We start from the raw sequence: 25,052 nt of genomic DNA, 5'->3' as shown, positions 1-25,052 counted from the left end.
CTGTTAATACCCAATCAAAGAATCATGAGTCATTAATATACTCATAGAAACTAGAAAGACAAGGAACTTTGGTTCGATAAATTTCAAAAACTTTGACCAATTATGTATCATAGGCGAGAAAAAGCCTCAAAAATGCAATAATTTTAATTATCAGCTTCCGTTACGTGAATAAATCCTATGGTCAAACTGATTGATTACTGGAATAAGGTAACGCACCGTCTGCGTTGAACACCAAACGGATTGTTTTGAACAGGATCAGAAGATCCAACCAAAAAGAGAAATTACGAAGATAATAAAGATCGTAACTGAGTTTATTGGCTGCATCCTCAACGGAAGCCCCATAGGGGTAATTGACCTGAGCCCATCCGCTGAGGCCTGGCCGCATGCGATGCCTTAAGCCGTAGTGCGCTATCTCAAGTTCAAGCTGCTTATCAAATTCGGGCCGTTCAGGCCTTGGACCGATCAGGCTCATGCTGCCGGTGAAAACACACCAAAGTTGGGGGAGCTCATCCAGCCGTATACGCCTCAAAACAGAACCAATTCTCGTAATGCGTCCGTCTGCACGCTTGACCCACTGGGCACCATCGCGCTCAGCATCAACGCGCATGCTTCTTAATTTGTAGATGGTGTAGGGAATACCATCTACGCCGGTGCGAATTTGTGAATACAAAATTGGGCCTCCATCTGATAATTTAATTATAAAAGCTGAGATGACTAATAGAGGGCTTGCAATTAACAAAAGGAAAGCCGACAGGAGCACATCGCCAAGACGCTTCAAACGCGATTGAAAAGTATCACTAGGAAAAGAGAATTCACCTCGCAGCAGATCAGCATCGCTTAAGTATTCAGAAGGGAATCGCTGCAAAACCGCCTCACACCAATCGAGGCGACTGACAACTATGGCGCCACCTTGTTGAAGCTTTAAAAGACTGGCAAGGACTGAAGCTTTTTCAACAGAAAAGTCTTCAACAACAATTGAAATTTTCCTTGATTCGCCAATCTGCTCATAGTTCAGATAATCAAGCAGAGCTGGCAATCTCGCCCATTTGAGGTGATACTGAAGCCGCTGAAAGACCTCATAATTACCTAAAAAATACCATTGATTACCCTCAATCTGCATGTTTCTTACCCATGAACCCAACAAGTTCTGAGTTGCTAGGCTGAACAGCCCAAGAAAACCTAGATACGGAATCAGAAAGCTGCGAAACAACGAATTACCCGCATTACTTTTGAACAGCCAGAGATAAGTCAGCGTTCCAGCAAGACTGAAGCCAACCACAAGCGTTGTCTTGACCACACCCTGCAGAGCCATAGCAGAGGCTCCAGGACTGCGCATACCGTCAACTCCTTGGTAGCGCCAAGTACATAGCTGCTGAGCAACCACATAGCCCACAGAACCGGCAGAAAAATCGATCCATCCGGCCATCGCCCAAAGCGTTGCAAGAACAGTCCGTTGTACAGAACCAAGAACAGAAAGCTGTCGAGGATGACTGCAGCTATGAGACGGCGTCGAGACAGAATCCAGGGGAGCCTGAGTTGCATGGGTCGCGATGTAGCTCGTAATTCTGAGTTGAAGCTGAAAAGCCACTGATAAAGCAGGCACACCAAGGATGCCTGCGGCCGCAGCGGACGGGAGCGGAGCTCAACCGACTCGGCTGCGACGTGATCTGATTCGGAGTTTGCCATGGAAAGGGGTCCTGCTCTCGAAGGCATCGACGGGCTCAGCCGATCAGGACCCATCATTTCTGTCGCAGGCCAGGACAATCAGGCATAGGAGAAGCGTTGGACCCACCTGCTGATCAGCCCGTTGGATGATGGGTTGCCACCACGTGACCAACCCCATGGCATAGCTTCTGATTACGGGTGGGGCTGGCTTCGTTGGAAGCCATACCTCGGTGGTACTGCTGGAGGCGGGCCACGAGCTGCTGGTCTTCGACGATTTCAGCAACAAGAGCCCGATGGCGCTTGACCGTGTGCGCGCACTCGCTGGCCCAGCGGCCGCACTTCGGTTGCGGCAGATGCAAGGCGACATCTGTAACCCCAGGGATCTTGAGCAAGCCTTCACTAATGCGCCATCTGGGATTGATTCTGTGATCCATTTCGCCGGCCTCAAGGCTGTTGGGGAGTCTGTGGAAAAGTCACTTCATTACTGGGATGTGAATGTGAATGGCAGTCGCTGCCTGCTGGAAGCCATGCAGACCCATGGCTGCCAGACCCTTGTTTTCAGCAGCAGCGCCACGCTCTACGGCTATTCAGAATCCGTACCGATCCCTGAAACCGCTCCGATCGCTCCGATCAATCCCTACGGCCACACCAAGGCCGCTGTTGAGCAGATTCTGTCCGACCTCCAGTGCCCCGGACACCTTGCGGATCGCTTGCCTGCGCTATCTCAACCCAGTTGGAGCCCATCCATCCGGCCACATTGGCGAAAACCCGCTGGGCATCCCCAACAACCTCTTCCCCTTCGCGAGGCATGTGGCCGTCTGCCGTAGAGCATAGCTCCAGGTGTTCGGCCGGGACTGGCCCACCCCCGATGGCACGGGCGTACGTGACTACATCCATGTGATGGACTCGCCGAAGGGCACCGACCCACCCTGGACTGCCTGCTAGCTGAAACACCGCAGCTGCTGTCCCTCAACCTTGGCAGTGGCCAAGGACAGTCCGTCCTGGAGGTGGTTCAGGCCATGGAAGCCGCCAGCGGCCGTTCCATCCCCTATGAGATCACCGACCGTCGGCCTGGCGATGCCGCCATCAGCGTCGCCGATCCCAGCCAAGCCGCTCAGTGCCTGGGCTGGCGCACCCGACGCGAACCCATAGGCATCTCCCGAGACGGCTGTGCCTGGCAGCAGCAGAACCCTCAGGGGTATGGAGGAGTCAATTCAGTTGGTGTTGATCCAGCGGAGTCAAATCTCAGGGCACTGAGCACCATCTCGAAGGACTGAATTTTCATTTGAAGCCCGCTCACACAAATCAGCGAAATAGCACTAGGTAGCCGTCTGCAAGACAGCCACTAATTGAGCAGGATCATCAAGCGCAACTCGGCGCTCTTCGCCCTTCACAAGCAATGGTTTCAGCAGTAGTTCGCCCGCTTTGACTTCCTCCTCGCCAATCACCGCGGCCCAAGCAGCACCACTTCGATCTGCACGCTTGAACTGCTTACCGAAGGCAGCTCTAGAGCCATCAAGCTCAACACACACTCCAGAAGCTCGTAATTGCCTAGCCAGCCCTAAAGAGAGAGCTTCAGCGTGCTGGCCGCTATTCACGATGTAGAGGTCCGGAGACTTTTTAGATGTGAGCTTGGCAGCATCGCCATCAATGTCCTCTGATGCTGCCGCTTCCAGCACCAGCATGAGTCTTTCCATCCCCAGTGCCCAACCCACTGCAGGCGTGGGAGGGCCGCCCAGCTGTTGCACTAAACCGTCGTAACGACCACCACCACAGACAGTTGCCTGAGCACCAAGCTGATCGCTTGTAATCTCAAAAGCTGTGTGGCAGTAGTAATCGAGCCCACGCACAAGCCGAGGGTTGAGCTGGAACGGAATCTCGAGCTGATTCAGAAAACGATGAACCGACGCAAAGCGGAGTGAACTTTCCTCGCTGAGAGCATCTTGCAGTGTGGGGGCATCTGCAAGCAGTGCCTGAGTTGTAGTGTTCTTGCTGTCGAGAATCCGCAGAGGGTTGGTGGTCAATCGTTGCTGGGAATCAGCATCCAACTGGTCGAATCGGGCTTCAAGCCAACTCACCAACTGCTGGCGATAGTTCTGACGATCCTTAAGGGTGCCAAGGCTGTTGATCTGGAGTTCCAGGCCGGATAAGCCCAGGTCACGCAGCAAATCCCACGCCAAGGCGATTACCTCAACATCACTGCGTGGGCTACCCACTCCAAGAAATTCAACCCCGATCTGATGAAACTGCCTCTGGCGACCGGCCTGAGGACGCTCATAACGGAACATGGGCCCGCCGTACCAAAGCTTCTGAGGCCCTTGACTCAGTAGGCCATGTTGAACTGCAGAGCGAACAACTGAAGCGGTGCCTTCAGGGCGAAGCGTGCAGGAGCGATCACCACGGTCCAGGAAGGAGTACATCTCCTTGCCCACCACGTCAGTGGCTTCACCAATCCCCCGAGCGAACAGATCAGTCCCCTCAAGCAAAGGCGTTCGAATCTCTTCGACTCCTGAGCGCAGGAAATGGGCACGAGCCACAGCCTCCACCGCTTGCCAACAACGGGTCTGATATGGCAGAAGGTCGACCATTCCTCGAAGGCTCTTTAACTGACTCACACCTGTTTTATTTGCTCAAACCAGTTTGCAGGGCCGCAGGAACTTTACGAGAAAGCGCAGGCCGCGCATAACCGTGACCACCACCTTGAAATTAGACGCATCCTCACAGACTGAAAAAATTTTCAATAATTTGCCAAAAGAGAAACAAGAACACTGTCCTCAAAGACAACAGACCAATAACTATTGGTGATAGAAGCGATTTCCTGCACAAAGAAGTCTCAAACGGACATCAGTCGGACCCGCTCCCCAACAAAAACAGCACCAGCAAAGACATTAAGGGCAATGCTTTTATCAATTTGATTGAAAACTTTTCCTAAGAATACTTTAACCGAGCCCAGAAGTGTCCTTGTAGATAAAGACCTTGCACAAGAACCACTACAGACCCTGGCCACCGAAAATCCCAGATCCTTAAAGGGTGACTTAAATTCTCGACCATGAACGGACTAGTGTCACCAGCCCTGAAGCGCTGCTTTCATCTCGCAATGAGTGCGACCTTTGCTATTGGAGCATCAGCATCCTTAGTGAACGCTCAAGGAGGAAGATCTCTAGCTAGTACGCACACAAAAACCTCATTAGACCAAGAGCTTCCTGTCTCAGGTACACAATCGGCATACATCCTGGGTCCAGGTGATGCGGTTGTGGTCGAGCTATTAGATGTGCCTGAGTATTCAGGTGTGTTCACCATCGGTCCCGACGGCACCCTCTACCTGCCGCGGCTGCGCTCTCTCTTCGTCGAGGGGCTCACGGTTGAGGAGCTGCGGTACTTCCTTACCCAGCAGTTCAGCGCCTTCGTGCTCGAACCCCAGGTGTTCGTAAGTCCTAGCGCTTACAGGCCGATCCGCGTCTACATCGGCGGTGAAGTGGCTCGGCCAGGGTATTACTACCTTTCCGGGCGCCAAGGCGTGATCGGTCTTGAAGAAGCCTCCAGATCCACCAATCCTGGCGCCACCAATCTCGCCACTGGGCAAGTGGGCGTCGCAGGACGTGCAAACACCGCTGGAATCACAAGCAACCCAGCTAGCCAGGTGGGTCCGCGGATTCTTGGCGTTCAAATCAATCAAGCCCTTCGCCTGCCCACGGTGTTTGATGCACTGCGCACCGCCGGCGGCGTCACCCCTTTTTCGAAGCTCAGCGAGGTGACCGTCACCCGAAAACGCCCCCTCAGCAGCGGCGGCGGCAAGATACGCACCACCCTCGACTTTCTCACACTTATCACCGAAGGGAATGAATCCCAGAACATTCGACTCTTTGATGGAGACACAGTTGTTGTGGGCCGTTCCCCCAAGGAGTTACGCGAGCAGATCATCAAGGCCGGCCAAACCAACCTCAGCCCCGATTTCATTCAGGTATTCGTCACAGGTCGTGTCCGCCAGCCAGGCTCCAAGGTGCTTCCCCAGGGTGCATCACTTGATCAGGCACTCGCGTCTGCAGGCGGTCAAAAGATCCTGCGTGGTCGAGTCGAATTTGTGCGTTTTAATCGCGATGGCACCACCGACAAGCGCAAGTTCTTCATCGGAGGGGACAATCCAGCTGGGTCCTACAAGAACCCAATATTGATGGCCGGCGATGTTGTACGCGTCAACGAGTCGCCACTCTCTGCAACCATCTCCGTCCTCGACGAACTCACCGGCCCGGCCGTTGGCATCTATTCCGTCTACAGCCTGTTCAGAGACTTCAACTGATGACCAATACCCCCTCTGAACAGCGCCTGGCCGCTTCCCCAACTAACGACGAAGAAATCAATCTACGCCAAGTGGCTGGCGCACTAGGGCGCCGCCGGAAATGGATCGCAGGTGGAGGCGCCATTGGCCTATTCCTCTCTGGCGTCTACCTACTCATCACCAAGCCGGTATATCAAGGTGAGTTCCAAATCGTGCTCGATCAGGGCTACAGCCAATCAGGTGCTGCAGCCCTGTTATCCCAGAACCCTGCCCTCGCAGCGATCGCCGGGATGAGCGACACCGATAGTAACGACTCGATCGCCACCGAGGTGCAGATCCTCAACAGCCCCTCAGTGCTGCGCCCCGTCTTCGATGCCGTCAAAGCACGTAAGTCGCCTGAAGAATCAAAAGACATGCGCTTTCAAGATTGGGCCAAATCGGCAATCACCGCCATAGCAGAAAAAGGCACGTCGGTGCTCAACGTGCAATTCCGCGACACCAACAAGCAACTGGTTTTGCCGATCACAGAAATGATCTCGAAGGCCTACCAGGGCTATTCCAACCGAGGCCGAGCCCGCGAGCTCAGCAATTTGATCGCCTATCTCGACGAGCAGATCAACACAATCAAGCCCCAGGCGACAGCCAGCGCACGTGCTGCCCTCGACTATGGCTATGCCAACGGACTTGGCCTGCTCGATGGCTTGCCCCTCGCTGGCAACGTTTCTGGTGCTGGGGTTTCCAAAGATGGCACCACCAAAGGTGCCACGGTAGGAACCAGCGGCGGCAGCGTTGAGGCGGCGCGTACAAGCGCGCAGCAGCAGGTGAAGGCGCTCCAGATTCAAATTCAAGAGGCAAGCAAAGCCGGCGCCGGCTCCCTCTACTTCGCCTCCCAGCTCGCCTCCCTCACCGACAAGTCTTCGACATTCGACCAGCTCACCTCAGTGGAGACGCGCCTTGCTGAGCTGCGCTCCCGCTTCAAAGCCAACGACCCCCTGGTACAGAAGCTGGAACGGGAACGCAACACCTTGGTCCGATACATCAACCAGCAAACGATTGCCCTGCTCAAAGGCGAGCTCGATCTGGCCAAAGCCAACCTGCAGGCCCTCAACCGACCCAAGGAAGTAGTAGCCCGCCACCGCGAGCTCACTCAAGAAGCCCTGCGCGATGAGGCCACTCTGGTGACCCTGCAGAACCAGCTCAAGCAGTTTGAGCTAGAGCAGGCCCGTGCCACCAGCCCCTGGGAGCTGATTTCCACCCCCACCTTGCTCGACAAGCCCGTGAGCCCTCGCAAGGGACGCACCCTCGCTCTTGGCCTCCTCGCCGGACTGGTTCTTGGGAGCGGCGGAGCCCTGGTGAGCGATCGCCGCAGTGGCCGGGTGTTCAGCCTCGACGAGATTGATCGTGATCTTCCCGGCCCTCTGCTTGAGCGGCTGCCCTGCAAGGGAGACACTCCATCGGCAGCAGCCTGGAGATCGCAGATCCAATTGATCGCGGATGGTCCTCTTCGAAACAGCAGCTCCGTCGCCCTAATCCCCGTGGGTGAGCTCGATGCAACGGCCCTCGAGGGCTTTGGCACCGAACTGCGCCGCGCTCTTGGCAGCGCTCGTGAATTAGTTGTCAGCCTGGATCTGCTTGCCACTCGCAGCGCCAACACCCAGCTGCTAATCACCGCTCCAGGTGCCGCCAAGCGCGAACAGCTGCGTCAACTGCGCGAACAGCTCGCCCTCCAGGGTGGACCGGTAGCTGGCTGGGTGCTTCTCGACACCGCGCTCGAAGCATCCGAGGTGGCCTGAGGAAAGCAAAATGGCCCGTTTGCTCATCACTGGGGGTGCAGGCTTCATCGGCAGTCACACCTGTGTGGTGCTGCTCGAAGCTGGCCACGACTTAGTAGTGCTCGACAACTTCGCTAACAGCTCGCCCATTGCACTCGATCGGGTGCAGAAGCTTGCCGGTCGTGGGCTGCAGTGCATTGAGGGTGATGTGCGCGACACCGCTGCGCTTAAGCAGCTCTTTGCCGATTCCACTGCCGCCGATTCGCCGATCGAGGCGGTGATTCACTTTGCTGGCCTTAAAGCCGTGGGGGAATCCGTCGCAAATCCTCTGCGTTACTGGGACGTGAACGTGGCAGGCTCCCTTGCTCTGCTGTCTGCGATGGACGCCAACGGTTGCCGCACCTTGGTGTTCAGCAGTAGCGCCACCCTCTACGGCTTTCCGGAATCGGTGCCGATTCCAGAAACAGCACCTGTACTACCAATCAACCCCTACGGCCACACAAAAGCAGCCGTAGAACGCATCCTGAATGATGTTTCCGCAAGCGCCCCAGGAACCTGGCGCATTGCCTGCCTTCGCTACTTCAACCCCGTGGGTGCCCACGCCTCCGGCCGCATCGGAGAAGACCCTAATGGGATCCCAAACAATCTTTTCCCCTTCGTAAGCCAGGTTGCCATTGGCCGTCAAGAAAAGCTCAACGTTTTCGGAGGCGATTGGCCCACCAGAGATGGAAGCGGTGTCCGCGACTACATCCACGTAATGGATCTGGCGGAAGGCCACCTGGCGGCGCTGAATTGTCTTCTGGCTGAGGCCCCTCAACTACTAACACTCAATCTTGGGAGTGGGATAGGAGCATCAGTTCTTGAAGTGATTCAGGCTTTTGAGAAGGCATCTGATCGTGAGGTCCCCTATCAAGTGGTCGCTAGACGCCAAGGTGATGCAGCAATCACTGTTGCTGATCCCGAACTTGCTGCGAATCGTTTGGGTTGGCGCACCCAGCGAACACTCATTGATATCTGCCGCGACGGCTGGGCCTGGCAATCGGCCAATCCCAATGGATATCGAGAAGCACCGTGACTACGCCGCTCCCCCGATCAAATAGCAGGCCCCTCTGGCTGCTCGCCGGCTTAGCTCCGCTCGCCATCGCAGCTCCATTACATGGGCAGGCACAAGAGCAAGTGATCTGGGAACCCGTCAGCGAAGAGCAAGCGGATCGGTTGCAGATCTTGGTGCCCTCCATCGATAGCGGAGCAAACAGCGACAAGACCACTCCCTACGAAACGCAAGCCGCACCAGAGCCGATTGTGTGGAAGGTGGTAGCAGACACTACAGATCCCTCCAACATCAGCCGATCAGACTCAACCACCGTGGTGTGGGAACCACTCCCCAACAATCCATCAGCCGAGGGTGATGGAACCAACGACCCAACGACCGCAATCGTCTGGGAAGTTCTTCCAGAAACCATTTCTCCGCTCACGCCTGAAGCAACGCAAACAATCGCCGAGGTCGACAAAGCTGAGCCATTAAACGTATCCATCAGCACGAACGAACGGCCACCGGCCGATGTGATCGCTCAAGAGGAAACCATGCCTTCACGTGTGATTCCTGATCCGCCACCTCCTCCCCAGCTTCAGGCACTAGATCGATCGATTGCTTATGCCGATGGATTAGTAGGTCCTGACATTGGTTGGTACGTGCCAAACGGATTTCGGTGGAGCCAAAGATGGTTTGCTGATGCGGCGATTCTTGGTCAGAGCCGCAGGAGAGATAATGGCCCTTTCTGGGGTTGGAATGATGGTGATGCGGTAGGAATCCTGCACGCAAACCTCATACAAACAAAGCAATGGAGTTTCGGCCTGAACACCTCGGTGCGAAGCGTCTATCAAGGAGATGAGGCTGCTGGGGGCAGCACACAAATTGGTGAGGGCATATCAAGCGGTTTTCGGATCGCTCGAAAAATTGGAGATACAGGCGGGATTTCTTTTGGAGGTGAACAAGTACTGCAATGGGATGACAAAACAGATACAGGTCGCAATCTCTATCTGATGGCCAGCAAAGGGTGGTGGCTGGGAGATAACAACAAAACGTTTCCACTTCTTATTGCCAACGGCGGGTTTGGGACAGGTCGATTCGCCAATCAAGATATTAACAACTTCAAAAATCCTCTTCGATTTGCGTGCATCAACAATGTCGAAGATCGAACAGACACCTTCGCTGTTGATAATGACCTTTGCTGGAGCCCAATCGGCAGCATCAGCCTCGTGTTCAATGAATGGTGGGGGATCTACACTGAATACCGCAGTGGCAGGGCGATTGCAGGCACATCCCTTAATCTCACAGGTGGAATTCCACTACGCCTGAACTGGGGCGTGGAATTTGCGAGAAAAAATGAGTTGATAGAAGCTGAAAGCCTTACATGGGTCTTCCGTGCCAGCCTCGGTTTTTAACCACACCGTTTTAGCAGGCGGTGGTCATACACACGCGCTCATCCTCAAAAGATGGGCATCGAAGCCAGAGCGACGTCCTTCAGGACTGATTACTTTGATCAACCGAGGCAGTGAAACGTTTTATTCAGGAATGATTCCGGGGCTGATTGCAGAAACTCAACAACCCGATGAAATCAAAATCGACCTGCGGTCTCTTGCCCAGCAAGCAGGAATCTCTTTTATTGACTCTGAAATCGCAGATATCAACGTAATCAAAAAAACCCTTCATTTTCAAAATCGTGATCCAATCAAATTCGACTACCTCAGTCTCAATATTGGAGCGACTGGCGACCCCAATCAAAAACTAGAACCGGAACAAGCAACGATCAAACCACTACATGAAGCCTTAGCGCTGATTAAACGCAATGATTGCCATGGACTAGATGCCAGGCATCAAGAGTTTTCTATCATTGGTTCAGGATTAGCGAGTATTGAAATCAGCTTCGCATTGCGAAACCGCTGGCCGAAACGGAAGATTACACTTTACGCAAAAGCAGGAAAATTAACATCGAGTATAAAGAAAGCACTTCAACAATCAAATATCAAAATAGTGTTATCAAGCAACAGTCAAAGGATCTCGGGGCCCGCACTTTTTTGTACTGGCAGTTTTACGCCTGGATGGCTTGAAAATTCAGGCTTAAGCGTCAATCACCGCGGTCGAATCCTAACGAAAGCAACACTACAAGCCATTGAACATCCCAGCATTTTTGCAAGCGGAGATTGTGGACTAATTTATAACAAACAGCGTCCCGCCTCGGGGGTCTGGGCTGTTCGTGCAGCACCAATCCTGGCCATGAATCTTGAGCGCATCAATAGCAAAAAGCCATTGCGCTGTTGGACTCCGCAAAAGCGATCACTCCAAATAATCGGCAAGCCACAGAATGCAGACATTGCAGCGAAAGCCTGGATTCAATGGGGCTCACATTTCATTGGCCCCTACCAATGGGCATGGCAATGGAAGCAACTGATTGACAAACGCTTTATCGAAATGTTTCGCATGCAGAGCACCATGGACCTTCAAAGTATGCCAATGGATTGCCGTGGATGTGCAGCGAAGCTGGCAGCTCAACCTCTGAAGAACGCACTTGAAACAGCAGAGCTTGAATCTCTGGGTAGGGCTCCAGAAGATGCAGCAGCCCTGGATCAGAACTGGTTGCAAAGCGTGGATGGGTTTCCTGCAATACTCAGTGACCCCTGGCTGAATGCACGAATCACAACATTGCATGCTTGTTCAGACATTTGGGCTTGCGGAACTACTGTTGCGTCAGCTCAAGCATTCATCACTGTCCCCAACATCCAAGCCAATCTGCAAGAGAATCTTCTCGAACAGATCCTTTCCGGGATTAAAGGAGCCCTTGAGGAGCAGAGAGCAACATTGCTTGGTGGACACACATTGGAATCACGTGATCAAACACCAACCCCAGCAAGCATGGGTATTCAGATCGGGCTCTGCGTGAATGGACAACAACCAGATCTCAATCCCTGGACTAAAGGTGGTCTGCAATCTGGTGATATGCTGCTCATCAGCAAACCTATTGGTACGGGAGTTTTATTTGCTGCTGCGATGCAGTATAAAACCAGTTCAAATTATCTCGATAAAGCTATCGAGCTGATGGCGACTAGCCAGCATCACCTTGTTAGACAATTAAGAGAATTAGAAATAAAGCATCCTGAGTCCATCCATGCCTGTACTGATGTCACTGGCTTTGGACTAATGGGACATTTGGGAGAAATGCTTGAGGCCAGCAACCATGAATGTTCAGCACACATCAAACTTGACAGCGTGCCTGTGCTGGATGGAGCAATCAGCCTGCTTAAACGGGGCTATGCAAGCAGCCTTGCACCCTCCAATCGACAGGCATGGAGATTATTGGATTCAAACGGTAACCAGCCACCACGCATCACAATCGAGACTTCTCAAGGTCTTACACCAGACAACAAGGATTACCTGGCGATGTTGGAACTTTTGGTTGACCCACAAACCTGCGGTCCGTTACTGCTTGGATGCAGCCCAGATATTGGAAATCAAATCTTGCAACAGCACTGCAATTGGAAGCAAATCGGAACGATTCATTCATGAGCCGCAAAGTCTTCATCCTTGGTCTCGGAGCTCAGAAAGCTGGAACTACGTGGCTTCATCACGAGCTGACCCAAAGCCCTGAAACCAACATGGGTGAATTAAAAGAATACAAAGCCCTGCGCAATCCTGAAAAGAACATCTCCCAGCAAATCAAACGCTGGCGAAAAGACAAAAAAATACTCATTCAGACTTTAGGCATCAATCAAAATCCAAGTATTGCCGAATTCGCAGAGCTGCCTAAAGACCAGAAGCAGATTTTAATGATGATTAAAAATAAGTACTATTTTCAATATTTCAAATCACTCGTCGCAGGAAGTGACAATATCAAAGCAACAGGAGACATTTCACCCCATTACTGTATCTTGAACAAGAACAAGCTTAAGTACACAAAAAAAGAGCTCGAAAAAATAGGCTTACAAGTAAAAGTGATTTACCTCATGCGAGACCCAGTGGAGCGTGTCTGGTCTCAACTCAGAATGATTCGCCGTAAACAAACAAATCGGCTCGTATGCAGTTATCCCACAGAAGCAGAATCATTGGAAGCACTCTTTTCCACGGAGCGGTTTGCTCGAAATACGCACTACGAAATCACCATTAATAACATCGAAAAATCCTTCGATCCAAAAGATATTTTTTATGATTTTTACGAAAATCTTTTCCAAGAATCAACTCTTTCTAGGCTTTCGCAATTCCTTGGGATTACATTTTCAGAGCCTGACTTTCAAACAAAAATTAATGCGTCTCCAAAAAGCGAGCAACTATCACCTGGGCTGAATAAAAAAATCGCCCTTGAATACAAAGAAACATATGTCAAAATGATCGAAAAATTCGGCCCTTCTCTCTATGATTTATGGCCAAACGCAAAATTCGCGCAATAAGTTCAGGCTACCAATTGGGAGAGGGGAGTTCATCGACAATTGACTTTAAGGCAGCGGCTGGATACAAAGGCAAACGAGAACGCTGTTTTTGAAGCTGTTCACAATAACGATCAAAGGTTAATCGGCATAGAGACTCATCTTCTGTATTAAGGCACTCACGAACCATCCTTTCCTCTAGGTCAAGCTGAAAATTCCTTGTCGGCATAGATGGAACTGGCAGAAAGCCTGTTTGGACCCTTAGGTAAGCCAAAAGCCGCAAACGAGCAGGTAAGTCACCGGCACGAATCTTCTCTAGCGCAAAACTCAGGTCTGAGCTTTTTGAGTCCTTGAAACGATTATTAAATGTCTTCAACAAGCAATCACGAAAACTACGGGACCAATAATGAACAATAACAAACCCAAACATGCCTGCAGGAGACGAACAATGCCTTGGGTCATTAGTTATGTCATCAACCCTAAAGGAATGATCATTAGCAACAGAGGCGATGCGCGACGAATGAGCAACGGGCTTACCTATATGACCCCAGAATCCCAAAAGATCGTCTTCTCTAGCTGTCAGAACAGGGCACATCAGCCATGGCAAATAAAATTGACCAACCGCAGGGAAAGCACAAAATAAGCCTGATATTGCTAAATCCGGACGCAATGCATAAAAATACTCATCACAATCCACCAGCAATGTGAAAGCCGCTTGATCTGAAATACTACGAAAGTCAAACTCCCGTAACGCAGAAGAGGGATCGAGTTTTGCATTAATTCGATGGCAGATAACTTTTAGCCCATCAGGGACAGGAGCGTGAACCACCGCATCGAAATCAGCCTCCGATTGAACACAGACATTCAAATACTTAACACCTAAATCACAGTAATGAGATAAAAATCCGTACCAATAAGGCTTTTCGGTCGCACAATAACGAGTCAAAACCTGAACACCATCAAGCGCGGCATTAGACGCATGCTTAGCGATAGCGAGTGAATCAAACTGGACAGACGATCGCAATAACCTTTTCGCACCAAATCCATTACCAGCATCGGCGCCAATCCATGGATCACTTGGTGCTGTAGTTGTGGTCTGAGGACCAACGAAGAGGCGTCTTGCAAACGAACGAATCCCCATCGATTTATCTCTCCAGAATCTCAATCAACAGGACATGGAAGTCAGGGGTTTTCCAGGTGATATCTGGAAAATTTACGCTATTGGCAATATTCTCTCCGACAACGCAGATTTGAGTGATCTCACCCAAACCCAATCTTGCATGACTCGTTATTTCACCATTCGCACGTAGCATCATCATGCGAATTCTCGTCGAAAAGACACTGGAAAGATATGAGCGTCGTGAATCAACTGTTCAAAAGCTGTAGCCAGTCTCAATCGGATTCAGAAACTCCATCTGAATCCACCGCCGTAGTTGATCGACTGCGTGCTGCCTGGTGACAGCTGGCCCAAGCCATTCAGATACACCGTTAATCGATCATTGATCGATACATCCACTCCCAGACCAAGGTTGAACCATGACGCCGGGGCCGGTGTTCCATCCACCGTGAACGATCCCTTCGGTGCAGACCTGAATCGTGCAGTCAGTGAACGCTGTGTGTCACCCAGATCCCACGCATAACCCACACTGATCCGAGGAATCACCGTCGTTGAACCAGCCTTGAACGGCTGCTTGTACGCCAGGCCGATCTCCAATGGAATCGAGTTATACGTCGCTGACTCATAGGTCAGCGAGTAGCTGGCCTTACCTGGATCGGGTGTTGGATCAAGTGGATTCCCGGGCTGCACATAAGCACGGTTGTTCGACGTCGTCGACTCCGAATACTGACCCTGATTCAGCTGCAGCCAGCTCAGACCCAGGCTCGGCGTCAGGCTGCCCTGCTCTCCCGTACTGATCCGATGGCTCAACCGCAGGCTGCCACCGATCGCGCTGCTGTTGCTCGTGCCTTCTTCAGTGGAGGAGTAACCCGGAATCTTCACCTGCCGGGTCGTATCGGTCACAAAGCCGCCGCCACCCACGGAGCCCGTCAGCCAGGTATCAGAACCCAGGCGCTGCTTGGCATAGAACATGCCGCTCCAGCCTTCTGTCTTGCCGAAGTTGGTTGGCTCTGTGGTCGTCGTCCACAGGTTGTCGAAACGACCGGCGATGCCCACCAGCGTGTTGTCTCCAACCAGAGCATCAGCTCCAACCGACGTGTTGAACGCATTGGTGCTGTAGCCAACCTGATTGGAACTACCGCTACCAGGGGTATTGGCATCACTACCGCCGGCATTCACCCAGGTGCGCCACTTGCCGCAATCGGCTGGATCACCGCTGTAGCTCTCACCTCTTTCGAGGCTCTGAACCTGCAGAATGCAGCGCTGCAGCTGGGAGAGAACCGCTGTATCCAGTGATTCATTCACTTCCTGCTGGAAGGCCTGGCCGGTTGCCAGCGACACCTGCGGGAATGCTGTCGCTGTGGAACCCGACAACTGGCGGTACAGCTTGTTCAGATCACCTGTGGTCTCCTCAGCAAAGATCAGCGCAGCTGTGGCGTTGAAGTCATCCGTGCTGCCTGCTGCCTGAATCGTGTTGACCGCCTCACCAACTGCTGTGGAGTTCGGATCCAGGCCCCTCGGGGCGTAGTCAACGCTGTAAAGGAACGCCAGATTCGTATTCTGCTCGGTCAGCTTGAAGTCGAACGACGCAACGGCTGACTTGGGAGCGATCAACTTGAGGTCACCGATCGTGATCCCCTGCTTGGCATCAACAATCCCCTCACTGACAAAATCACCAGGCATCGCCTGGCCCACCTGGTTGGCGAGGAGTTCAACCGTTCCGCTCAGATTTGCTTTGTACAGCGTCGTGAGATTGTCTGTTTCACCCGACCGCAACACCAAATCAGCTTCATAGAACGATGTCTCCGTTGTGGTGTAGTTAATATCATTAACCATATTGTCAATGCGATATTCACCACCTGGGTTAACAATTCCTTCCTGGAAGAAAGTTACATTGCCATTGGCACGAATCAGCTGAGATTCAATTCGGGCATCTGGAGCATTGAAGATATTTTTAGTAAGTCCTGGAAGAATAATGTCTCCTGAAATCTCACCGTAGTTAAAAATTTCATCAGGACCGCCAGGGCCTGTAATCGCATTGCTATTGCCGTCGTTACCACCAATAATTTTGCCGTAATTGATGATGCGCTCGACATCATCTGTTGGAAGATCAATTGCAGATCCGCCATCACCACCTTGAATTACAGCACCAGCTGCATTCTCAACACGCAGGTTGCCGCTGATATCACTCGTGCTCTTGGTGATGCCGACTCCGCCTTGACCAGAGGCAATAATCTGCCCACTGTTACTGATTACAACCTCACCAGCTGGAGCGTCTCCATCGGTAACACCCTCGGTGATGTTGCTCACCGAACCATCGGAATTTTGATAGAGATAAGCACCGCCTGTCGCATTCTGGAAGAGAAGCGCAACAGCATTCTCACCACTGGCAAGAATGTTGCCGCTGTTTGTGACCTTGATATCACCGGAACTGCCGGTGGGGTTACCGAGCAATGAGATGGCATTTTCTCTATCAACACCACCGAAGACAAATCCACCTCCACCGGCGATGGTCTGGGCGACGACCGCATGCGATCCACGGCCGCTAGTGGAGATCGTTCCGGTGTTGGTGAAATTGATATCACCCGAACTGGAGTTGGCATTACTGTTCGCAAGGCTCACCACACCCGTCGATGAGCCGCCAACACCTCCGCCGCCACCAATGGTTTGCAGCATCAAGCCAATGCTGTTGTCGCCGCTGGTGGTGATCACACCACTGTTGGTTGCGGTAATGGCACCAGCAGTCGTTGAACTACCTGCATGGCCAGCGGCTGAGAAGCTAACACTCGTGCCTCCAGTCGTGTAACCGCCGCCGCCACCGATCGTTTGCAGCACAACAGCCGGTGAAAGATCGCCTGTGGTGGAGATTCCAGAGATTGTTGATGTGATGATGTCATCGTCGGTGACGACTGTTTGCGTTCCACTGGCGTCATTCGTCCAGGTGATCGCGCCTGAGGAAGCATCAGCATTCGTTGTTCCAGCACCGCCTGCCCCGAGCTGAACGGTTCCAGCCGTAGAGGCGGCAAAACCACCACCACCGCCAACGGTCTGAGCAATGAAACCAGGGCTCGTATCACCCGTACTGAATACTCGAGCGTTGGAATTAATCACGAGGCTGAGGTTCCCAGCCGAGCTGTTACCAGTGTTGGGAACGAGCGAAGAGCCACCGGCAATGAAGTTGCCAGCCACGCTGTCAACGCTGCCACCGCCGCCACCAATGGTTTGTGCCAGGAGTCCAGGGGCGTTACTACCACCAGAGCCCACACGATTGTCGATCGTGAGGCTGATCGCGCCAGAAGAACGATTACCCAGGCCCAGACCGCCGAGGGTTGCATTGCCACCGATGGCACCAGCCACACCGCCGCCACCGCCAATCGACTGAATCAGCGCACCAGCGCCGCGATCGCCATTGCTGGTGAGGTTGGAATTCAGGGTGATCTCAAGACCACCAGCCTGGCCATTGGGCGAACTCAAAATGCTGGACGTGCCGCCAAGGTTGGCATTGCCACCCACATCGCCAACGCGTCCACCACCACCACCGATCGACTGGAGCATCAATGCAGCGGCATCAACGCCATTGGTCGCGGAGTCGATCTGGCTACTGAGCGTGAAATCAGCACCGGAGGAGCTACCTCGGTACAGACCGCCAAGCTGAGCATTGGCACTCGTACTGCCACTGAAGCCACCACCACCACCGATCGATTGATACGACAAACCACTGGAGCCTTCTCCCGTGGTGGTAACGGCACTGCTACCTCCAGCGGTGAAACTGATGGCTCCACCTTTGCCCAACGTGCCCAGGGTATCGCCACCCAAAAGCAGGTCCCCGCTGCTGGTCTCCGTGCTCGGGAACACCAAACCACCGCCACCACCAATCGACTGCAGCACAAAAGCTGGCGATTGCTCTCCAGTCGTGACAATCGAGCCGCTTCCTCCATCAACGGCGAGATTCAGCGTGACGTTGCCTGCATCGCCAGACGCTCCATTGCCGCCGAGGGTGACGCTGCCGGAGGCGCTGCCAGCACGGCCACCGCCACCGCCAACCGATTGGGCAAAAATCCCGATCGATTGCTCACCGGTCGTGGTGATGGTGCCCGTGCTGTTGATGGTGACATCAGCTGCATCGCCATTGGCCAATGTCGATGCACCCATCGTCAGGCCGGCTGTGGTGGATCCCGTGACACCACCACCGGCACCAATCGATTGCAGCAGCAGACCATCGCTGCCTAATCCACTTGTGAACACATCAGCATTCAAATTGACTGTGACGGCTGCTGCATCAAGGTTAGAGCTGGATTGCGCACCCAAAATTGCCGTTTTGGATGCGATCGGGGCGTAACCACCGCCACCACCAATCGACTGGCCAAGCAAAGCAGGTGAAAGATTGCCGACAGTGGCGAGGTTGCCTGCGATCGTGAGATCAACAGTGCTGGCTTGGTTCTGAGTGGCATTACTGCCTCCGAGCGTCACAGAAGGGGCGCTGGCCTCTTCCAGACCAAACACCGCACCACCGCCACCAGCGATCGATTGGGCGACAATCGCTGCTGAATTACTACCCGCAGTAGAGATGGCACCAGATGTCGTGAAGCTGATCGCTGCACTGTCGTTGATACCGATCACCGAACCGCCAAGACTGATGGCATTACCGCCAGCGGAAGTGGTGTAGACACCACCACCTGCAATCGACTGAAGAATCACACCGCTGGAATTCAACCCACGCGTGGCGATGTCGCCGGTATTTGTGAATGTGATGGCACCTGATCGGCTGTCACCAGAGCCCGAACCACCAGCGGTCACGGAAGTCGGTGCGCTGCCGATCAGACCACCACTGCCACCGATCGACTGGATCGTGAAACCTGGAGAGCTGATTCCAGCTGTCGTGATGGGAGCATCACTGATGGCTGTTATCTCACCACCGCGAACATCGCTACCAACGGATGAACTGCTGCCGATGGCCAGGCTGCCATCGACGGCACCAAGCAGACCACCTCCACCACCGATGCTCTGAAGCACAACACCTGGGCTGTCAGCAGCAGCGGTTTGAATGCTGCGGCTGAGCTGTGTGTAGTCAAGAGAACCAGCTGAGGCATCAACGCCTATCTGTTGCGTGCCGCCGATTGTGACGTTGCCGCCTACATCAGCGACGACGCCACCACCACCACCGATGCTCTGAAGCAAAGCACCCGGGCTGTTGGTTCCCGTTGTAATGACCTGGAAGGGGAGGGTGAGCTCAAGATCAGCTCCGGTTGAGCTGCCGGTGGTAAGGCCACCGAGCTGTACGGTCCCAGCAGGAACCGCACCGATCCAACCGCCACCACCGCCGATGGATTGATGGATCACGCCAGGGGAGAATTGGCCTGTGGCCTGCAGGGTCCCTCCACCCTCGACGAGGGTGAGGGTGCCACCAGAGCCCGCGGTGCCGTTGCTGCCACCACCGAGAATGACAGTGCCACTGCCGTTGCTATCTCCCAGACCGACTTGGCCGCCGCCGCCGCCAACGGATTGCATCAGATAGGAGGGGGCGTAATCTCCGCTGGTGGAAATAACACCACCGGTATTGTCAATCGAGACATTGCCGGCATTGCCGCTACCACCATCGGCACCAAGGATGAGTGAGCCGCTGGCGGAGGCGATCCGACCACCGCCGCCGCCAACGGACTGAGCGACAACACCGATGCTGTAATCGCTTTCAGTTTGTATGCGACCGGTGTTTGCGACGATGACATCGCCCGCATTACCGCTGGCGTTGGTCGCGCCCATCACAAGGCTTGTGCTGCTGGAACCAGCGCTTCCGCCACCGCCACCAATCGACTGGGCAATGATGCCCTCTGAGTGTTGGCCGGTGGTAATGACCGTTCCTTGTTGAGTGATCTCTACATCAGAAGCATTGCCGGAGCCGCCGTTCATACCAAGCAGCATGCTTTCGCCGTTTTGTGAGGTGAAGCCACCACCACCTCCGACAGACTGAGCAATGATCCCCTGAGATTGAACTCCGTTGGTGATAAGGGTGCTGCCTCCGCTAAAGAAGAGGTTGATCGCACCGCTATTGCCGATTTGTTTGCCAGTCCCACCAAGCTTGACACTGGCTGAAGTGCCACTGCCATCACCACCGGCGTAACCGCCACCGCCACCAATCGTTTGGGCAATGACCGCAGGAGATGAAACACCTGTGGTCGTGATGCGGGAATTGAATTTGGATGTCAGTCTGATATCGCCAGAGCTCGTATTACCGGTCACTGCACCGCCGAGATCAACCGATGCAGTCGACGTGTAGGCAACACCGCCGCCACCACCAATGGACTGCAAAATGAGACCAGGTGAATTGCGACCTTCAGTACCGATCTGCCAATTACGGCTGATGGCAGTGACATCAGCTGCAGAAGTGTTGGCAGTACCAAACGTTCCGAAGTCAATTTGATCTCCATCAACATCGGCAGCAAGACCACCACCACCACCGATTGATTGGAGAACAACACCAGGACTATTGGTGCCCTTAGTTTGTGCAGTAAATGGTCCATTGAGGGTAACGGCGCCGGCGGAGAGATTGCCAGTCGAGGTCGCGCCAAGAGTGGCATTACCACCGATGGAATTGACAGTGCCTCCTCCGCCACCAATGGATTGAACCACCAGTGCAGCGGAGTCATTTCCGGTGGAAGACAGTGAGGCACCAGCGTTACTAATAACGCGAACAGATCCTCCAGATGCCTGCATCAATCCTGTACCGGATTTGATTCCAAGAGTTGCATTGCCACCGATGGTTCCAAGACGACCTCCGCCGCCGCCAACAGCTTGAACCAACATCACCGGCGATGTGGCACCCGTGGTTACAACATCTCCATTGATATCAACAAGAACGGCTTGCTCAACTGCATCTGTTGGGCATGAGCCGAATTGACAGGCGATTGGCATCAACACATTGCTGGAGCCTTCGATACCGACTGTGGAATCCACATAGAGGCCGCCAAGTTGTCCATCTCCTGTTGCGTCACCGGCAAAACCACCTCCACCTCCGATGGTTTGGACCACGAAGCCAGGACTGGTGGATCCGGTTGTCTGGATAATGCCGCTGATATCAGCTGTGATGGAACCACCTGTCGCTTTACCCTCAAATATATTGTTTATAATGAGGGGTTTTAAACTGTCTTTCGTATCATTCAATATACCGCTTCCAAGCGCGATTCCTTCTTTTTGAGAGTTAATTAAAGCCCAACCACCACCTCCTCCGATGGACTGAACGATTGCGGCGGCCGAACGATCACCGGAAGTAGAGATCAAGCTGTTCGAGTTTGAAGTGAAATCAATGGATCCAGCGGAGAAAGCTGCAGGGTTATCAGGTGAGAAAAAGTCGGAGCCAAATTGAATAAGGCTTGCAGTCGAGTTGGAAAGGGACTGAATTGCTCCACCACCGCCGCCGATGCTCTGCAACAAGAGAGCCGGGGAAGCAAGTCCTTTTGTTACAAGATTGGACTGGTTCGTGATGTTGAGATTTCCAGAATTTCCGGTTCTTGACTCAACAGAACCCATAACAATCAGAGCTTCTGGTGACTCAGAAGCTGATGTCCAGTTGATTGCTGTAGAGCCACCACCACCACCGATACTTTGTGCTGTCAAAGCAGCAGAATTGTTCCCGGAGGTCGAAATAGAACCTTGGTTGACAACATTAATATCCGAAGAATTATTCAAGCCACTAGAGAAAGTCGCACCCAATACCAAGCGATAATCGTCAGCATTATTAATCCCAATAAAACCGCCTCCACCGCCAATTGACTGGGCAAGTAAACCTGTGCTGTTTTGACCAAGTGTATTTAATCCACCAGTTGTATTAACCGAAATTTTGTTCGAACTATTATCACTTTCCCCGGTGTTGAATGCACCCATATCCACCTCGCCAGAGGCCTGAGCGACCCAGCCACCACCGCCGCCGATTGACTGAGCAACTAAAGCAGGAGAATTATTGCCTTTGGTTTGAATTGTGCCATCAAGCTGCACATCAACTACCCCAGCAGTGGATGTTTGCTGAGCGACGGAATTAACAGAACCAAGACTGACAGCACCGGAAACGATACCAACCAATCCACCACCACCACCGATTGATTGGGCAAGCAGACCACTGGAGTAAACACTTTCGGTAGAGATATTTCCAACATGATTAATTGTCACATTTCCTGAGCTGGTATTAGCTCGGCCTTCAACCGTACCGATACGGGCGAATTTATTGGAATCACCAGTAGCACCACCACCTCCTCCAATTGATTGCGCTACAAGTGCAGGAGAATTGGATCCTAAACTGAACAGATTCACCGTGCTATTGACATCAACAGAAGAGCCCTTACCCCCTCCAGACTTAATAGCACCGAGAAAAGAATAATTATTTCCTTGGTCAAGCAGCAACCAACCACCTCCATCACCAATGCTTTGAGCAAGAACGACAGAAGAATTATCTTGTTGTGTTAAGTACTGTTCAGCATTGATGGTGATGTCGATGGCACCAGCATTACCTCCACCACCAATCTGAGAAGTTTTATTTTGAACAATCAGACGATCAACATTATCTAGATTATTCAAATCTTTGAAATAATTGGGGTCAGAATTTGCTGCATTGTCAATAAGATCTTTCCATTCTTTATTCCACGCAGCAACAGTATCTTTCTTATCAAATCCTTGAGGTCCTTGGCTGCCAAGAAGAGCTGCACTATCTCCCTGATTGTCGGGTGTGATATCCCCAAGGAATCCACCACCGCCACCGATGGACTGGGAAATCAGTGCCTGGGACCCAATACCATCGGTAGTGATATTTCCTTGAGTATTAATCGTGACGCTATCAGCATTATTTCCAGTGATGTTTGTACCAGCGTTACCAAGCCAGTAAAAATCTGGGTCTGAGGCAACAGGCGCGTAGACACCTCCGCCACCAGTGGATTGAACCAGAATTGCTGGTGCAGCAGCGCCAGATGTTTGGATCACTCCTGTATTAATAATATTCACACTGCCTGCAGAACCATCCGAACTGCCGATATTTCCTATGGAAACCAACTGCTCGCCACTGCGGATAGGTCCTGAGAATGCATGACCACCACCATGGCTCAGTGCTGCGAGGCCAATCGAACCATCACCAAAGGTGAGAAGATTAGCCTTATTAGTCACCAAAATATCACCCGCAGAGGTATTTCCGTTTGTATTGGAGCCACCGAGTAAATCACCGCCAATTTCTGCAATAAAACCACCACCACCGCCGCCACTGGTAGCAGCTAACGCAGTGGCGGCTTCGCCGCTGGTTTGAATCAGGCCACTATTGTTGACAACTTCAATATCACCGCCACTTGCGTCAATCGTCAGATCTTTCGCGAGTGTTCCAAACTTAGCCGTATCAGTCGATATGCCGAAGACAGCTCCGCCGCCTCCACCAAGACTCATTACGTTAAGGCCGGTGGAACCAGCACCAGTCGTGACGATATCGCCACTGTTCATGATTTTTATGTCACCACCACTGCTGTCGCCCGAAATCGAAAGAGATCCCAAGCGCACTGCGTTGGCCTTGGCACTCACTGCACCCCCGCCTCCACCAACGGTCTGTACTCGAATACCCTGCGAATAACCCCCGATAGTGGAAACGTCGGCAGTATTTTCTACCTCAATATCACCTCCATAGGCATTAGACCCTTCTTTGCCGCCCAGCCGCAAATTGCTATTAAAAGCTCCTTTTAATGTTGCCCAACCACCACCACCACCAACACTTTGAATCAACATCGCGGGAGCACCATCTCCAGATGTTGTTATCACTGAACTTGTATTCTTAACAGCTATATCTTCAGCGCCGGAGTTGAGAGCCTGTTTAGATGAAAGGAAAAGACGATAGTTAGCAGCAGTGGCAGTATTTTTAAGTTCTAGACTGTCCTGAGCAACAAGATTTTCATCTAATTCGGCATAAGCATTAACACCTCCGCCTCCGCCGACACTCTGAGCAAGCAGTGCAATAGAACCTGGGCCTTTTGTTGAGAGATCGCCGGAATTGTTAACAGCAACACTTCCACTCGTTGAACTAAGGGTGAAGTTGGAACCCATAAACATCGAGTCGATAACATCTGAGCTCAAGAAGCCGCCACCACCTGCAATTGATTGGACCAGCAAAGCTCCTGAGCCTCTACCGGTGGTTGTTATGGAGCCAGTATTAGTAACGAGAACATTGCCTGAATTTGATGAGCTAAAACCATTGGTACCAAGGGAGATTTTGTTTGAATCCATTCCTCCGGCATAACCACCACCACCACCGATGGATTGGGCTAAAAGGCCAGGAGAAATGGAACCAGAAGTTTGAATATCTGCAGTATTGAAAATATCTAGTGAACCGGCGTTGAGTGAATCTCCATTTGCGTCTGGTACAACCTTTTCTTCGGAATTGAGCAATAATTTCCCAGCTCCTAAACGACCTATCGAATCATTTTGACTTGTTGAGTCTCCGACAAAACCACCACCACCGGCAATTGATTGAGAGCTGATTCCGGGTGAACCATTGCCTTTAGTGACAACAAATTTAGATGTGTTTTTTAACTTGACATTTCCACTGTTGGAGATGATAGAGCCGCCATCGCCGGTAAGACCAAGCTGCAAATCTCCGGCATATTGATCGGCACGACCTCCGCCACCAGCTATTGATTGCAAGAGTAAGCCAGGCGAATCACTAGCCTCAGTGAGAATCGATCCTGTATTGATTACATCAACAACCCCCGAGTTATTAGTACCAGTACCTCCCTCTAAGCCCAACTGAAGTTGGCCTGATTCCATACCGATCAGACCGCCACCACCG

At 52.5% G+C, this 25,052-nt stretch carries 10 protein-coding genes and 1 pseudogene (1 of these 11 only partly in view); 7 read left to right on the top strand and 4 right to left on the bottom strand.

What is annotated here, in order from left to right; all coding sequences use genetic code 11:
- Nucleotides 1-181: 181 nt before the first annotated feature.
- On the bottom strand, nucleotides 182-1,426 hold the full coding sequence (locus SIB56_RS12560) for an exopolysaccharide biosynthesis polyprenyl glycosylphosphotransferase (RefSeq protein ID WP_413324253.1): 1,245 nt from the start codon (nucleotides 1,424-1,426) through the stop codon (nucleotides 182-184).
- 427 nt (nucleotides 1,427-1,853) lie between these two features.
- Here SIB56_RS12560 and galE (SIB56_RS12555) point away from each other — a divergent pair.
- Nucleotides 1,854-2,942 (top strand): annotated as a pseudogene (gene galE, locus SIB56_RS12555) (UDP-glucose 4-epimerase GalE).
- A 42-nt stretch (nucleotides 2,943-2,984) separates the two neighbouring features.
- Here galE (SIB56_RS12555) and hisS read toward each other — a convergent pair.
- Entirely contained in the window at nucleotides 2,985-4,280 is a 1,296-nt protein-coding gene (hisS, locus tag SIB56_RS12550; protein WP_413324252.1) for a histidine--tRNA ligase, read from the bottom strand.
- Between the two features lie 638 nt (nucleotides 4,281-4,918).
- Here hisS and SIB56_RS12545 point away from each other — a divergent pair.
- The 6 genes from SIB56_RS12545 to SIB56_RS12520 all read left to right on the top strand — a co-directional run bounded on the left by SIB56_RS12545 (nucleotide 4,919) and on the right by SIB56_RS12520 (nucleotide 13,155).
- Nucleotides 4,919-5,962 carry an SLBB domain-containing protein gene (locus SIB56_RS12545; RefSeq protein ID WP_413324251.1) on the top strand — a complete coding sequence of 348 codons (1,044 nt, stop codon included), beginning with the start codon at nucleotides 4,919-4,921 and terminating at the stop codon, nucleotides 5,960-5,962.
- Nucleotides 5,962-7,734 (top strand): GumC family protein, encoded by a 1,773-nt coding sequence (locus SIB56_RS12540; protein WP_413324250.1) that lies wholly within the window; start codon nucleotides 5,962-5,964, stop codon nucleotides 7,732-7,734. Before SIB56_RS12545 ends, SIB56_RS12540 begins: the two co-directional genes overlap by 1 nt.
- Nucleotides 7,735-7,744: 10 nt before the next feature.
- Nucleotides 7,745-8,788, top strand: a complete 1,044-nt coding sequence (gene galE / locus SIB56_RS12535; protein WP_413324249.1) for a UDP-glucose 4-epimerase GalE — start codon at nucleotides 7,745-7,747, stop codon at nucleotides 8,786-8,788.
- A gap of 152 nt (nucleotides 8,789-8,940) precedes the next feature.
- Complete coding sequence (locus SIB56_RS12530) at nucleotides 8,941-10,158, top strand: hypothetical protein (protein WP_413327388.1); 1,218 nt, start codon at nucleotides 8,941-8,943, stop codon at nucleotides 10,156-10,158.
- The gene (gene selD, locus SIB56_RS12525; protein WP_413324248.1) at nucleotides 10,139-12,277 is read left to right on the top strand and encodes a selenide, water dikinase SelD; all 2,139 of its coding nucleotides are present in this window, start codon (nucleotides 10,139-10,141) and stop codon (nucleotides 12,275-12,277) included. The genes SIB56_RS12530 and selD overlap by 20 nt, the downstream gene beginning before the upstream one ends.
- The gene (locus SIB56_RS12520; protein WP_413324247.1) at nucleotides 12,274-13,155 is read left to right on the top strand and encodes a sulfotransferase; all 882 of its coding nucleotides are present in this window, start codon (nucleotides 12,274-12,276) and stop codon (nucleotides 13,153-13,155) included. Before selD ends, SIB56_RS12520 begins: the two co-directional genes overlap by 4 nt.
- 7 nt (nucleotides 13,156-13,162) lie before the next feature.
- On the opposite strand, the gene SIB56_RS12515 is transcribed toward SIB56_RS12520, so the two are convergent.
- Nucleotides 13,163-14,272, bottom strand: a complete 1,110-nt coding sequence (locus SIB56_RS12515; RefSeq protein WP_413324246.1) for a hypothetical protein — start codon at nucleotides 14,270-14,272, stop codon at nucleotides 13,163-13,165.
- 261 nt (nucleotides 14,273-14,533) lie between these two features.
- A protein-coding gene (locus SIB56_RS12510; RefSeq protein WP_413324245.1) for a hypothetical protein crosses the window boundary here: on the bottom strand, nucleotides 14,534-25,052 show its end. Its footprint extends 18,911 nt past the window's final position; the window shows 10,519 of its 29,430 coding nt (coding positions 18,912-29,430); its start codon lies off the right edge, out of view; it ends in the stop codon at nucleotides 14,534-14,536.

The sequence above is a fragment of the Synechococcus sp. MIT S9503 genome, assembly GCF_047304175.1.
Lineage (GTDB): Bacteria > Cyanobacteriota > Cyanobacteriia > PCC-6307 > Cyanobiaceae > Synechococcus_C.
Note: the sequence above shows the minus strand (reverse complement) of the source record. Positions and strands in the feature narration are given on the sequence as shown.

Excerpts from the sequence above, each read along its gene's own strand:
- SIB56_RS12540 (WP_413324250.1), top strand. The coding sequence starts at position 5,962 with ATGACCAATACCCCCTCTGAACAGCGCCTGGCCGCTTCCCCAACTAAC.
- SIB56_RS12560 (WP_413324253.1), bottom strand. The coding sequence starts at position 1,426 with ATGGCCGGATGGATCGATTTTTCTGCCGGTTCTGTGGGCTATGTGGTT.
- SIB56_RS12515 (WP_413324246.1), bottom strand. The coding sequence starts at position 14,272 with ATGGGGATTCGTTCGTTTGCAAGACGCCTCTTCGTTGGTCCTCAGACC.
- galE (WP_413324249.1), top strand. The coding sequence starts at position 7,745 with ATGGCCCGTTTGCTCATCACTGGGGGTGCAGGCTTCATCGGCAGTCAC.
- SIB56_RS12520 (WP_413324247.1), top strand. The coding sequence starts at position 12,274 with ATGAGCCGCAAAGTCTTCATCCTTGGTCTCGGAGCTCAGAAAGCTGGA.